The sequence below is a fragment of the Gimesia algae genome (assembly GCF_007746795.1).
In the GTDB taxonomy this organism is placed as follows: Bacteria; Planctomycetota; Planctomycetia; order Planctomycetales; family Planctomycetaceae; genus Gimesia; species Gimesia algae.
Window position 1 is genome coordinate 3,126,506 of sequence record NZ_CP036343.1, and the last position, 15,080, is coordinate 3,141,585.

Below are 15,080 nucleotides of genomic sequence, written 5' to 3' on the forward strand. Positions count from 1 at the left end.
AGAAACACCCTGGCTCCTGCAGATTCGTTCATAGACTCTGTTCCGTCTCCGGCTTTAATTATTCCCGGGCATTATTGAGCAGTTCAATGATTTTTCCCTGTTCGTTCGGAGGGATCATTTCGTAATGGCTTAATTCAATATCATAAGTTCCGCGACCTCCCGTTAAACTGGAAAGCGTACGGGCATAGGTCATAATTTCCGCCAGCGGAACCCGGGCCTGAATGATTTCATAACCGCCTGGTGAAACAGCCATGCCTTCCATGCGGCCTCTGCGACTGGAGAGATCGCTGCTGATATCTCCTACATTTTCTTCCGGAATCAGGATTTCGATTTTCACAATCGGTTCCATCAATACGGGACGCGACTTCGCAAACAGTTCCGCAAAACATTTACTGCCGGCGATTTTGAATGCTGTCTCGTTACTGTCTACCGGATGATCTTTACCAAAGAACACTTCACAGATCAGGTTCTGTACCTGACAGCCGGCGATGACCCCCTGTTTCATTTTCTCCAGTACCCCTTTTTCCACTGCGGGGATAAACTGGTTGGGAATCGAACCTCCCGAAATACGATCGATAAACGCGAAGTTCATTTCGGGATCATAATGAAAGGACCGGAGATGATCAAAATTGTCCTTTGTGAAATATTCTTCCGGATTCACGTCCTGGGGCATCGCTGAAACTTTCAGATGAACCTCGGCGAACTGCCCTGCTCCCCCCGACTGTTTTTTGTGTCGGTAACTGCCTTCAGCGCTCCCCATAATCGTTTCACGATAAGGCACTTTCGGCAGATGCGTGATCACTTCGACTTTGTCTCGATGCAGCAGACGCTCCTGTACGATCTTCAGATGCAGTTCACTCATCCCCTGCATGACCATCTCATGCGTTTCTTCATCATGGATCACATGAAAGGTCTGGTCTTCCTCTTCGATCTTATGGAGTGCCCCCGATATTTTCTGTTGATCATTCTGACTTTTCGGCTCGACTGCCAGGCCGACAACGGGATGGGGAAACTTGATTTCAGGCAGTGACAGTCCATCTCCATTCGCATCGGCTGCCAGCGTATCACCCAGTTTTAAATCGTCGACTTTCGCAACAGCAAAGATATCGCCGACAGAGACTTCATCGACGGATTCCTGTTTTCCCCCTTGGACATCCAGTAACTGATTAATACGAACCGGCTTCCCGGTGCGGACATTGACGACCGACGAATCCTTATTCAGCTTACCGGAAAAGACACGCAGATAACTCATCTTCGAGATAAAAGGGTCGATGCGGGTTTTGATCACCTGGGCGACAAATGGTTGATCCGGTGAAGGATCAAGCATTACGGAACGACCGTCTTTTGTCTGTTCGATACGCTGAATGTCCTGAGGACATAACGTGTAGTTCGACATCGCGTCCATAAACTCGGCAACGCCGACACCTGTTTTGGCGCTCATGAACAACACGGGGATCAGGGTCCCTGCTGCCATCGCTTTGGGGATATTTCTGGACAATTCAACCGGGCTGATTTCTTCACCTTCAAAGAACCGCTCCAGCAATGCTTCGTTCGATTCAATGATCGCTTCGATCAACGCCTGACGGGTTTCCGCGGGATCGCCGAGGACGTCAGAATCAGAGGCAGTTGTTTTTTTCACCAGATCGTATACGGCATTGAAGTCAGCTCCCAGTCCCACAGGCAGGTTAATGGGAATGCATTGAGAGCCAAACGTATCGCGTACCGAATTTAAGAGCGTCTCATAGTCGATATTGTCTGCATCACATTTATTAAGCACAATCATCCGGGCAATCCCGGCTTCCTGCGCCATTTTGGACACACGCAGGGCATTGATTTCGACTCCGTGCCCCGCATTCAACAGGATCAAGGCGGTCTCGACGGCACGTAATGCGCCGGAAACCTGCCCGATAAAATCGGGATAGCCGGGAGTGTCAATCAGATTGATATGGTGTCCACCGTAATCGAAGTGAACCAGTGTGGAAGCGATGGAAATGCGATGGTCGATTTCTTCTTCGTCTGTATCGAGCAGACTGGTGCCTTCATCGACAGAACCCAGGCGGGAAGTGGCACCGGATTGAAACAGCATCAGATCGGCTACAGTTGTTTTGCCAACAGCCCCGTGGCCGACCAATGCCACATTCCTAACGTCGTCTACCTTGTATTCGTTCATCGCTTGTCCTGCCTTTCAAGAAATTGGCCAGGCGCAATTGTCTCCGTTCCGTTAAAGGCAACACGCTGAGCCATGATATGATGCGAACGTGTGTGCCGGGAAAAAAGAACTTTTCCCGGCATATCCTTAAACCGGACTCCGGTATGAAATCCGGATCAATTCAGCGACGGGTAGATGATGAATCTCAAGTGGTCTACTCTCTATTTTATCCTGTTGTTCCTCTAACAGAATCATATAGTTGCGATTTTCAAAAGGCGAAAGGATTTTCTGAAATTTACTCTTGTGCACGGGCAACCAGAGATTTCTGGCTTCAATTAATCAGAGCCCCTGTGTCAGCAGGAATGACACAACATCGGTTATCAGAATGATTTAAAGCCAGAACGGCGACTGATATCAAAACGGAACCGGCAAGAGGAATAAATGATGTTCCATCAGAACCCGATTTCCATGTACGCCGATAAACTGCGTAAAGAACAGAATAAAGACGTATAAAGCCAGGAGAGGAAAGAGAATCGTGCGGCTCAACCAGCGCCAGCCAAACCAGGCATTCTTCGTTTTGAAAGTGGCCCGATAGTAAACCCAGCCTAACAGGATTTTTGTAGGATAAATTGTCGCGACAAAAATGAGAGTGATCCCCCAGATCGCATCGCGTGGCAAGGCCGCGACCTTAAACAGGTAAAGGGGAAGCGACAGGACATACACGATAATCAGGGACAACATCCATAACAGAGGAGACCGTTTGAATTTTCGTCTGATGATCCCTAATTCAAACATGGCACGGAAACGGTTCTCGGCTGCAAAATGTGCCTGGAGTATCGGTAACCAGCCCAGCACGATCACCAGACTGACACCTCCCAGCAATGTCACCGCCACCGCAACTCCCTGACCTCCTTCCGGTGAACTGGCAGCGGCAAACATGGTCGAAGGGATGATCAGCCAGATCAAAGCCCCTAGAAAACCACGCAGTCCCAGGGAAAAATTCTTCCCCAGTTTCAGAGAAGCAAAAAATTCACTGACGTGTCCAGCAGCCCGGTCCAGATAGCCTCCCGCACGGATCTGCTGATAGAGCCAGATTGCATTCTTAAGAGGCCGTACAAAACACCAGAATGTCCCGCCGCGTGCCAATGCCAGACAGAGGTGTACCGCAATCGCGATTGCCGACAGCCGATTGATCAAGTGGAGATTGCGATCACTGCTTCCGCCGGGATCAATCAGATGCGCATCCGCGGCTGCGCCTGCCAGCAGAAACAGGGGAATCAACCAGAGCGCCACACCAAGCACAATCATCCCCAGTCGAGGGGCGATATCCAGTAGAGGAAATGCGAGACGAATCTTACCGGTTCGCGCCACACGACCTTCCACGTCCAGTAGATATCCCAGCGCGATAAAATTCACAATTGGGACGGCAGCGATGAGAGCCAGAAAAAGTACCAGACTGGCAATCCCGAATATCATGCGGATCATCCAGAAGGCAGCTTTAAGTGGATGACGAAACAGATGGGGAAAAGGGGGGATATTTCCTACGACTTCATCAGGATAGAACTGTTCAATCTCCGCGGTGATCACTTGCGTGCTCACTGACTCACCTGAAAACTCCGTAATTTCACAAGCCGTATCTGAGTTCACGACTTTGGGGTCGGTACAATCCGCGTGTTGTGTGGTATGTTCATTCACAGCCCGCTCCCTCTGATGATCAGGAATTCGAGGGGACACTGATACATCGATGACATCCCCGGAATCAGCGTGCGTTTTCAAATTAACACCTGTCAATCACTGAAGCTGATCGATGCCATTGAGATTATTCCAAGACTCTTACCAGAGAGTCTGTAAGTCCCAGTCAAACCATATCTGAACATCGAGACAAGCTAAGTCCCACTTATAGCAGAATTTCCTGAGCGAATCGAGAAGCATTCCCGTGGGGAACCTTGATCCGGTAATATTGATACTCAGAAAAAACTCGATAGTTTCAAGATTTCGATGAAACTTTCGAATTCCCAGTCTGGTATGATTAACAGTAAAGAAGATTCGTTCTTCCCCCCTTTTCTAAGGGAAATTGAAACTCATTTCGAGATGAACCTATGAAGTCTCATGTCCGTCACTGGAAAGTTGTCTGCCTGCCCCTCTGTGTTGTGGGTCTGGTTGTCACTCTGGTTACCTGGGCATCCAGCAGCCCGGTTGATAAGTTTCCCCGCCCGCTAACTGTCACTGAGCGAAATGCTTTCACTGACAGTGTTCAACAGGTCGATCAGTTCTTTGAAAAGCAATGGGCAGAAAAAAAAACACCTCCGGCTTCAACAGTTTCTGAGTTGACACAACTCAGAAGGCTTTCACTGGCTTTACATGGTACGGTACCTTCTCTCGAAGAAATTCGTGAGTTTGAAAGCTTGCAGGGCGCAAATCGCCTGGAACGCTGGACACAAAAACTGCTCGCCGACCGACGTTTTGCCGACTACTTCTCTGAACGATTCACACGCGCATTTGTCGGTGTTGCCCAGGGACAGTTTATCATTTTTCGACGCGATCGGTTTAAAGCCTGGCTCAGTGATCAGATTCAGGAAAACACTCCTTATGACGAACTCGTGCGCAAACTGATTGCCGGGGAAGGAATTTGGACAGGCGATCCTGAAACGAATTTCATTACCTCTGCCGTCGCTGATGGAAATCTGGACCGAAACAAATTGACTGGCAGCACCGTCCGCGCATTTTTAGGACAGCGGATTGACTGTGCCCAGTGCCACGATCATCCCTTTGACCACTGGAAGCAGTCGGACTTCGAAGGACTGACCGCTTTTTATGGTCAGGTAGAGGTGCAGGTGCTCGGCGTACGCTCGAACAAGAAATTGAAATACGAAGTAGAAGACCGCATGACACTGGAACAACGCGAAGTAGCACCCCGCGTTCCTTTCCTGAATGAATGCCTGCCTGCAGAAGGCACACTGCGCGAACGACTGGCGGAATGGGTTACCCACCCGGACAACCGCCGTTTTGAGCGTGCTTCAGCAAATCGAGTCTGGGGACTGTTGTTTGGTATTCCCTATATTGACCCCGTTGATGATCTGCCAGCCCCTACGGATCTCTCCCAGTCCCCTGCGGGACTGCTCGATATTCTGGGACAAGACTTCCGCGAAAACGGTTATGACATCAAACGCCTGATTCAGATCATTGTCGCCTCCAGACCCTTCCAGCTCTCTTCCGAATCTGCATTTGAATCAGCCGAACAGATTGATGCTGCCACTTACAACTGGGCATTATTCCCACTCGTTCGATTGCGCCCCGAGCAAATTATTGGTGCGATGCTGCAGGCTTCTTCACTCAAAACCATTGATCAGAACTCCAACCTGATCATGCGGGGACGACGATTTTTCTCCGAACTCAATTTTGTCAAAGAATATGGTGATCTGGGGAGCGATGAGCTCAATGATTTTCCCGGTACGATCCCGCAGGCCCTGTTGCGGATGAATGGCGAGTTCGCGAAGGATAACAGCAGTGCTTCACCATTGAACTCCGTCGGACGCATTGCTTCACTCGACGTCTCTGCGGAAAAGCGGATTGAAACCTGCTACCTGGTCTGCCTGACCCGTCTGCCCACCACAGAAGAACGCGATTATTTTCTGAAACAGTATCAGTCAGCTAAAAATCAACAGCAACGTGTCAAAGTCACCGAAGACCTCTACTGGGCTCTTTATAATTCTCCTGAATTTTCCTGGAACCATTAAACCATGTTTGATTCCCATCTGCTCTCCAGCAAAATCAGCCGTCGCGACCTGTGCAAAGTCGCGGTCGGAAGCACACTCTCATTCCTGCTGCCCGGATTCGATCTAAGGGCAGCAGAAAAACGGGGAAAAGAACGACGGAAATCAATTATCATCCTTTGGATGGGGGGCGGCCCGAGTCAGTTGGAAACCTGGGATCCGCATCCGGGAACAAGCATTGGCGGTCCAGGCAAAGCAATCAAAACAGTGGTCCCCGGCCTACAGATTTCCGATATGTATCCCCTGCTGGCTGAACAGCTGGATTCGATGTCGGTGATCCGCTCCATGGTCTCTAAGGAAGGCGACCATGAACGTGGGACAAAATATCTGAAAACCGGATACCGTCCCGAACCGACAACCGTTTATCCTGCGCTGGGTGCGATCATCACACATCAGGCGCCCAGTTCGCAGCTGGAAATCCCTCAGCATATTTCCATGGGGAACACACAGTTTCCCGCTCGAGGTGGTTATCTGGGCGGACATCTGGACGCCTTCCGCGTACCCGATCCGGGTCGGAACATTGGAAACATGCGGTCCAGCGTCGGTGCACCCCGGCAGGAGCGGCGTCTGGAAAACCTGAATGTGGTCTCGCAGGCATTTCGGAAAGGACGATCGATTCAGACTCAGAAAACACTACATCAGTCGACCATCGATCGCGCCCTGACCATGATGAGTTCAGAACAACTGAATGCCTTCGAAATTGAAAAAGAACCTGAAGCAGTTCGCAAAGCCTATGGTGATTCTCCCTTCGGTCGAGGCTGTCTGGTGGCCCGCAGACTTGTCGAACAGGGCGTGCATTCCATCGAGGTAAATCTGAATGGCTGGGACAGCCATGCGAACAACTATACCGGGCACCAGACCCAGGCAGCGATTCTGGATCCGGCATTTTCCAGTTTGCTCAAAGACCTGAAGTCACGGGATCTGCTGAACTCGACGATTGTGCTCTGTATTGGCGAATTTGGCAGAACCCCCAAAATCAACGCACTCGACGGTCGCGATCACTGGCCCACTGGCTTTTCGTGTCTTGTTGGCGGAGGGGGGCTGAAAGGGAATCTGATCCTGGGTGAGACGGATCCGACCGGAAAAGAAAAAACTCCCGTCGATCCCGTTCGCATCCAGGACCTGTATGCCACTATCCTGCAAAAAATGCAAATCGACTACACGAAAGAGCTCATTTCCCCCATTGGACGCCCCCTGGCACTCAGCGAAGGCACCCCGATTTCCAGACTGATCTGATTTCGGAGTCGCACAAAATAGCTCCGCTGAGGGAAAATTGCTTGCCTGAGAGCGCAAAACTTTCTAATTTGATAACTGTTCGAAACCTGCCGCCGGTTTTGTTGTTTGATCATTAGCCTGTGTCCAGGTTTACTAAAGCGTCTCCATAGCCATTGATCGCGAGTATCATAGATCGAGAGACGCTATGATTGACTCTGATGCGTTCTTCTGGCCTGCCTCCCTCTATCCATTGGATGCTGAATATGATTCGAATGATTCTTTCCGTGATGCTCACAGCAGCCTGCCTGACTTCAGTACTGCATCCGACTCAGGCAGCAGAATGGTCTCAATTCCGCGGTCCCTCTGGAAACGGTGTTTCACAAACAACGGGGCTCCCGACCGAATGGAATTCAGAAAAGAATATTGTCTGGAAAGCAAAACTTCCCGGACATGGTTCTTCCAGCCCGGTACTGTTCGGCGATCAGGTGTTCGTCACCTCCTACACCGGCTATGGATTGACTGAAGAAGATAACGACAACCCTTCCGATCTGCGACTGCATGTAATTTCCGTCAACCGTGACAGTGGAGAAATCATGTGGGATGAATCGGTCTCGCCGATCAATGAAGTTCAGAAAATTACCAAACGGATCGTTGACCATGGTTATGCCAGTGGCACCCCTGCCTGTGATGAAACGGGCGTCTATGCTTTTTTCGGAACATCAGGTGTGGTCGCATATGACCTGAAGGGCAAACTGAAATGGCAGGCGGATGTCGGAGATGGGACCGCCGGATTTGGATCCGCTTCCTCTCCCATCCTGTATAAAGACTTTGTGATTGTGAATGCCAGCATTGAAAGCTCAACCGTCTATGCGTTGCACAAGAGCAATGGTGAGGTCGCCTGGAAGGCTGAAGAGATTGTACGCGCCTGGACGACCCCTTCGATCGTGGATGTTCCGGGAGGCAAACAGGAACTGGTTGTCAATCAGAAAAACCAGATCTATGGCTTTGATCCCGACACGGGTAAAAAACTCTGGACCTGTGAAGGAATTCAGGACTACGTTGTGCCGGTAGTGGTACAGAATGAAGGGATCATCTACTGCCTGGGTGGTCGCAGCAACCGCAGTATCGCCGTTCGTCCAGGGGGGCGAGGTGATGTCACGAAAACTCATAAGCTCTGGGAAGTCAATGTGGGAGCCAATGTCACTTCCCCCGTGTATTACGATGGCCATCTGTACTGGGCCAGCGATCGAGGCATTGCCTTCTGCCTGAATGCGAAAGATGGCGAGGTCGTTTACAAAAACCGCCTGCCCACCGGAGCCAGACTCTACGCTTCGATTGTACTGGCAGACGGTAAGCTGTACGTGACGACCCGGGACAGTGGCGTCATTGTGCTGAAAGCCGGGCCTGAATATGTTGAACTGGCCCGGAATGAGATTAAATCAGACGATGATCTGTTCAATGCATCACCTGCGGTCAGCGAAGGCAGTATTTATTTGCGTACCAACGGCTATCTGTATCGAATTGCGGAGAAGAAATGAGGTTCTACACAAAAGATTCTGATTAAATAACTTACAAGTTTATCAGACTTTTGGAACAGGTCCTTGATACTGTGGTCTGCCCGCTGGAAATCCCGAATCGGGGCTTCTACAATACGAGGCATGACTGAATCATCAACTCAAAAAGACTACCTCTTCAAAACGATCGGCGTGATTGGCGTAGGTCTGCTGGGAGGTTCCATTGCCGCTGCCGCTCGACAGCGCAATCTGGTAGAAACGATCCTCGGCGCAGGCCGAAATCCTTCCCGTATGCGGGCTGCGCAGCAGTCTGGATTATTGGATCGAGGAACAACAAACATTGCAGAGACGGCAGCACAGTCTGACCTTGTGATTGTCTGCACCCCTGTCAACCACATTGTCCAATTCATTCAGACCGTTGCCAAAAACAGTCGCGCAGGCACAATCATTACCGATGTGGGCAGTACAAAACAGCAAATCTGTGAGCAACTGAAAGGGACCCTGCCTGCAGAGGTCACTTTTGTCGCCTCGCATCCCCTGGCAGGATCAGAAAAAAGTGGCTACGAATTCTCGGATCAGAACCTGTTTCAGGATCGCCCGTGTGTGATCACTCCTGATGAATCAGTGCCCGCAGAGGCTGTTTCCCGAGTCAGGCAATTCTGGGAAGCCCTGGGCATGCATGTCCTGCAGACAACACCAGTGAAGCATGATCTGATCCTGGCGGAAACCAGCCATCTACCCCATGTGGTCGCTTCCGCGCTGGCAGCAACTTTAGCGACAGAAAACTTCAGATATACCTCAACCGGATTTCGGGACACAACTCGGATTGCCGGTGGTGACCCGACTTTGTGGATTGAGATCCTGTTAAGTAATCGAGACGCGATCGTAACGAGTCTTGAAAAATACACCCAGTCTCTGCAGCAGTTCAAGGAAGCGATCCTGAACAATGATGAAAAGCAACTCAGACAATTGCTGGAAGATGGTAAAAAGAAACACGACACATTAAATTCAGCCCCCTAAGCAGCAGGACAGGTCAGGTTTTCGACTGACTACCATAGCGATAATAACAAACCTTTCATTTTCCCGATGGAATCAACAGTAACTGGAAAACACATGCTTTGCGAAGTCGAAATCAAACCCGCTCAAAATCAGATCGACCGAGAGGGTGCCCGCATCCTGAAAGAATGCCAGGTACTCGGTGCAAATTCCATCCGTACTATCCAGACAGCACACTCCTTTCTACTGGAAGGTGATCTGAATCAGGCGGGCATTGATAAAATTGCCCGCACTCTGCTGGCAGATCCGATTGTGGAAACATTTGAGATACGCATTCTGTCTGGAGTCACAGCAGAATCAACCGGCTCGGAACCACTGCTGAATGTCATGTTCAAACCCGGTGTCACTGACAACACCGCCAACAGTGCCCGTGAGGCGATCTGTGATCTGGGTCTGGCCGTGGAGAACGTCGCCACCTGCCGCAAATACTGGGTGAACTCTGATGCTGCCTCTGAAGAAATTGACCGTATGGCTGCAAAAGTTCTTTCCAACGAGGCGATCGAGTATGTCCTGCGTGGTCCCCTGCAGATGGACAGCATTAAACTCGGTAGTGAATATACTTTCGAACTGGTCACCATCCCCATTCGAGAGATGAATGACAAACAGCTGGAAACACTCAGTCGCGAAGGTCAACTGTATTTAAATTTGACCGAGATGAAGACGATCAAAGCCTACTATGTTGGTCAGAAAAAAGACCCCACCGACATTGAACTGGAAAGTATTGCCCAGACATGGAGTGAGCACTGCTCTCACAAAACACTGGCCGGACGAATTCACTTCAAGGATGGCGAACGCGACCTGCATTTCGAGAATATGTTGAAGGAAACCATCTTCGCCGCAACGACCGAAATCCGCAAATCACTGGGTGAGAAAGACTGGTGCGTGAGTGTCTTCGCGGATAATGCCGGCGTCATTACCTTTGATGACAAGCAGGACGTCTGCTTTAAAGTCGAAACGCATAACCACCCTTCCGCCCTCGAACCTTATGGCGGTGCCAACACAGGTCTGGGGGGAGTCATCCGTGACCCGCTGGGAACGGGACTGGGCGGCAAACCCGTCTGCAATACCGATGTGTTCTGTTTTGCTCCCCCGGAGATCCCCTACGCGGAACTTCCCGCAGGAGTACTGCATCCCAAAGCCGTCGCAACAGGCGTGGTTTCAGGCGTGCGTGACTATGGGAACCGCATGGGTATCCCCACAGTCAACGGAGCCGTCTATTTTGACGAACGGTATCTGGGCAACCCCCTGGTCTATTGTGGTAATGTGGCCATGTTACCGGTTGGTAAATCGGAAAAGCAGCAGGCACAACCGGGGCACTATATCGTCGCTGTCGGCGGACGTACGGGCCGTGATGGAATTCACGGTGCAACCTTTTCTTCCGCAGAACTGACCTCAGATAGTGAAATGCTTTCCGGCGGTGCTGTGCAGATTGGAAATGCGATCACAGAAAAAATGATGCTGGATGTCATTCTGGAGGCGAGAGATCAAGAATTATTCTCGGCAATCACCGACTGTGGTGCCGGTGGATTCAGTAGTGCCGTCGGCGAAATGGGTGAAAAAACCGGCGCAGAAGTCTGGCTGGATCAATGCCCGCTCAAATACGCCGGTCTGTCCTACACGGAAATCTGGATCTCCGAAGCGCAGGAACGGATGGTCCTGGCAGTTCCACCGGAAAACTGGGAAGCCTTCGAAAAAGTCTGTGCCGGCGAAGGTGTCGAAGCTTCGGTGATTGGAAAATTCACAGATACAAACCACCTGGTTTTGAAATACCAGGATCAGGTCGTAGCGGATCTGGAAATGTCGTTTCTGCATGATGGACGTCCTCCAGTCGTGCGGGAAGCCGTTTACAAGATCCCGGCGTTCACTCCCCTGACTCCTCCGCAACGGGACGATTACACCAAAGATCTAACATCGATTCTAAGCTCACTCAATGTGTGCAGCAAAGAATGGATCATTCGACAGTATGATCAGGAAGTGCAGGCTGGCAGCGTGGTCAAGCCACTGGTGGGCGTTCAGAATGATGGCCCCTCAGACGCTGCTGTGGTTCGCCCTGATCTGACATCAACGCGCGGGCTCGTGATTTCGTGTGGCATGAATCCCCGCTATGGTGATTTGAATACACACTGGATGGCGGCTTCTGCCATTGATGAAGCGATCCGAAACTGTGTCGCCGTCGGTGCCGACCCGACGAAGATCGCCATTCTCGATAATTTCTGCTGGGGGAACACCGATCGTCCGGAAACATTGGGCAGCCTGGTGGCAGCGGCTCTGGCCTGTAAGGAATTCTCGATCGCTTACGGCTCCCCCTTCATCAGCGGTAAAGATAGCCTGTATAACGAATACTCTTTTGAGAATGAGCAGGGAGAAAAAGAGACCGTCGCCATTCCCGCATCGCTGTTGATCAGTGCCATTGGACAGATCGCTGATGTTAATCTGGCAGTCACAATGGACGTCAAATCTCCCGGCAATCGTATTTTCATGGTGGGAACCACACACAATGAACTGGGAGGCAGTCACTTTGCCTTAGTGAACCAGCTGGAAGGAGGGCAGGTTCCCCAGGTTGATAAAGAAGAGGCACCCGAAATCTTCAAAGCCCTGCATCTGGCGATTCAAAAGCAGTTAATCAGAAGCTGTCACGACCTGAGCGAAGGTGGACTGGCAGTGGCAGCGGCCGAAATGGCGTTTGCCGGCGGTTATGGAATGAAACTGGATCCGACCAGACTTCCTGAAGCACTGGAATTATCCACCCCCAGCTTACTTTTCTCTGAAAGCAATACACGTTTTCTACTCGAAGTAGCACTGGATAAAATGGATGCCTTATACGAATGCTTCGGCGACCTGCCTCTGGTTGATATCGGCGAAGTCATCGGCACCCGGCAGTTCACAATCAAAGGAACTTCCGGGGGCACCGCGATCAGCGCCAGCCTGGATGAGCTGAAAGCGGCTTGGAAAAACCCACTTGCCTGGGACTGACAATCCCAAATCATCGCGTACAGTACTTAACTGAACGGCACATCTAATTTCTCTGCGGATCAGCTTTCTGGCAAGTTCCTTCGGGAAGCTGATTTTAATGCTTCCCCGGCCTGACTGTTCGAGTAAAATACTGAAAGTCCTTTGAAAATCTGTTTTGTGCTGAGCCATCAAGGATCCCTCTGGTCCTTCCGCAAAAATCACGACCCGGATCGAATCGGATATGTTCTGGCTGAACAGGAAACTGACATCGACGGAAACCGGTTTTCAGAGTCCATCCTGTCTTTTGACGGTTACCGCAGATTGGCAGGAAACCCCTGTAATTTCTCGATTTATGGTCGCAAAGTCCTGGCACAGGTATTACGATAGAGTTTACGGAACTTTCTGCGCCAAGCAGTGTTTACCTTTGTAGAAAGGTGTGAAAACGGATGTCGGAAGTGAAACAAGATTCCACAGACTCTTCGGAGTTTGAAATCACTCAGAAGTCAATTGATAAACTGAGTTCAGCATACCAGCAGATCCATGGACAGATCTCCAAAGTCATTGTGGGTCAGGATGATGTGATTGAACAGCTCCTGATTGCATTATTCAGTCGTGGCCACTGCCTGCTGGAAGGGGTTCCCGGCCTGGCGAAAACACTGATGATCAGCACGCTGGCCCAGACGCTTTCCATGTCATTCAGCCGCATCCAGTTCACCCCGGACCTGATGCCCGCGGATATCACCGGAACAGACGTGTTGCAGGAAAACCGGGAAACGGGAGAGCGTGAGTTTCGCTTCATCCCCGGCCCGTTATTTCATAACGTGGTTCTGGCAGATGAAATCAACCGTACGCCCCCCAAAACTCAGGCCGCCCTGCTGGAAGCGATGCAGGAACATCAGGTGAGTGTCGGTCAGACCCGCCATCTGCTGAGTGATCCTTTCTTCGTTCTGGCAACGCAAAACCCGATCGAGCAGGAAGGCACTTACTCGCTGCCGGAAGCGCAACAGGATCGCTTCATGTTCAAGGTTTATGTCCGGTACCCCTCGTTCCAGGAAGAACGACAGATTGCCCGGCAGACAACCTCCGATTCAAAAAATTCAATCGATCATGTACTGAACGCCGTCGATGTCCTGGAGATCCAGAAGATTGTAAGACAGGTTCCGGTCTCAGATCACGTCATCGATTATGCCCTGGCGTTAGTCAGGCAGACCCGTGTCAATGAACCGGGGAGTCCTGAGTTTGTAAACGAATGGTTGAGCTGGGGTGCAGGACCGCGTGCGGTGCAGAATCTGTTGCTCGGCGGAAAAACTCGGGCGTTACTCAATGGTCATACTCACGTCTCGACAGAAGATATCAGCGCTCTGGCTGCACCGGTTTTACGTCATCGAATCGTGACAAATTTCTCTGCCGAATCTGAAGGGATCACCTCGGATCGTGTGATTGAGCGATTGATTGAAGAGACACCGTCTAAGGAAGGCGAACTGACCAGTGACCCAAGATTACAGAAAATATTTGCTGCCTGAAGCAATCTCTCGCATTTCCCGACTGGAAATTCGAGCACGTACGATCGTCGAAGGGTTCCTGTCGGGATTACACCGCAGCCCCTTCTTCGGGCAATCTGTAGAATTCGCTCAACACCGGGAATATGCCCCTGGTGATGATGTACGGAATATCGACTGGAAGGTCTGGTCCAAAACAGATAAATACTACATTAAACAGTACGAGGAAGACACCAACCTCCGCACCACACTACTGGTGGATGTCAGTGAATCCATGCAGTTTGGAACCGGCCCTTTAACCAAATATGAGTACGGTTGTACGGCAGCCGCTGCCCTCGCATTTCTTCTGCTCAAACAGCAGGATGCGGTTGGCATGGTTACGTTTGACGACGGGATTCGCAGCCGGGTTCCCGCGTTGAGTAAACGAAATCACCTCAATGCCCTGCTGACAGCACTGGCATCAGAAAAACCAGCTAAAAAAACTGATATTTATGACGTACTAAAGGAAGTGGCAGAAACGCGCTCGCAGAAAGGCACGATTATTCTCATATCCGATTTATTCGTTGACAGAGAGAGTCTGTTCAAAGGATTACGCCTGTTGCAATATCGAGGGCATGATCTGATGCTGCTGCATATCCTGGATGATCAGGAACTCGATTTTGATTATTCTGGAACAACACGATTTGAAGGCATGGAAGAAGCGGGCGAACTGGTTTGCGACCCCCGTTCTTTAAGAGATGGCTATCTCAAAGCCATGCAGGAGTTTTTAAATGAAATCAGAAGACGTTGTGCCAGCAATAAATTTGACTACCAGACAATTCGAACCAGCGAATATCTCGATGCTGCTTTGTCCCACTACTTGAATCATCGCATCGGAATGCAGCAATCCATCCGACAATAAACCAAACAGAGTCCCCGATTC

The 15,080-nt window shown here is 50.6% G+C and carries 9 protein-coding genes; 7 read left to right on the forward strand and 2 right to left on the reverse strand.

The features are described 5' to 3' along the window. Positions 1-58: 58 nt before the first annotated feature. Both Pan161_RS11370 and Pan161_RS11375 read right to left on the reverse strand, forming a co-directional pair. The gene (locus Pan161_RS11370) at positions 59-2,170 is read right to left on the reverse strand and encodes an elongation factor G (protein ID WP_145226869.1); all 2,112 of its coding nucleotides are present in this window, start codon (positions 2,168-2,170) and stop codon (positions 59-61) included. A gap of 393 nt (positions 2,171-2,563) precedes the next feature. After that, the gene (locus tag Pan161_RS11375) at positions 2,564-3,844 is read right to left on the reverse strand and encodes a DUF4013 domain-containing protein (protein WP_145226871.1); all 1,281 of its coding nucleotides are present in this window, start codon (positions 3,842-3,844) and stop codon (positions 2,564-2,566) included. 404 nt (positions 3,845-4,248) lie between these two features. Here Pan161_RS11375 and Pan161_RS11380 point away from each other — a divergent pair, with 404 nt between their 5' ends. From Pan161_RS11380 to Pan161_RS11410, 7 genes are all read left to right on the forward strand, one after another. After that, positions 4,249-5,886 carry a DUF1549 domain-containing protein gene (locus tag Pan161_RS11380; RefSeq protein WP_145226873.1) on the forward strand — a complete coding sequence of 546 codons (1,638 nt, stop codon included), beginning with the start codon at positions 4,249-4,251 and terminating at the stop codon, positions 5,884-5,886. Positions 5,887-5,889: 3 nt separating this feature from the next. Then, a complete protein-coding gene (locus tag Pan161_RS11385; RefSeq protein ID WP_145226875.1) occupies positions 5,890-7,158 on the forward strand; it encodes a DUF1501 domain-containing protein in 1,269 nt (422 codons plus the stop codon). A gap of 242 nt (positions 7,159-7,400) precedes the next feature. After that, positions 7,401-8,675 carry an outer membrane protein assembly factor BamB family protein gene (locus Pan161_RS11390; RefSeq protein ID WP_232103700.1) on the forward strand — a complete coding sequence of 425 codons (1,275 nt, stop codon included), beginning with the start codon at positions 7,401-7,403 and terminating at the stop codon, positions 8,673-8,675. Between the two features lie 63 nt (positions 8,676-8,738). Then, positions 8,739-9,671 carry a prephenate dehydrogenase gene (locus Pan161_RS11395; protein ID WP_145226877.1) on the forward strand — a complete coding sequence of 311 codons (933 nt, stop codon included), beginning with the start codon at positions 8,739-8,741 and terminating at the stop codon, positions 9,669-9,671. 93 nt (positions 9,672-9,764) lie between these two features. Beyond that, a complete protein-coding gene (purL, locus tag Pan161_RS11400; RefSeq protein ID WP_145226879.1) occupies positions 9,765-12,680 on the forward strand; it encodes a phosphoribosylformylglycinamidine synthase subunit PurL in 2,916 nt (971 codons plus the stop codon). Between the two features lie 425 nt (positions 12,681-13,105). Continuing rightward, positions 13,106-14,182, forward strand: a complete 1,077-nt coding sequence (locus Pan161_RS11405; protein WP_145226881.1) for an AAA family ATPase — start codon at positions 13,106-13,108, stop codon at positions 14,180-14,182. Then, the gene (locus Pan161_RS11410) at positions 14,148-15,059 is read left to right on the forward strand and encodes a DUF58 domain-containing protein (protein ID WP_197995832.1); all 912 of its coding nucleotides are present in this window, start codon (positions 14,148-14,150) and stop codon (positions 15,057-15,059) included. Before Pan161_RS11405 ends, Pan161_RS11410 begins: the two co-directional genes overlap by 35 nt. Positions 15,060-15,080 lie beyond the last annotated feature (21 nt).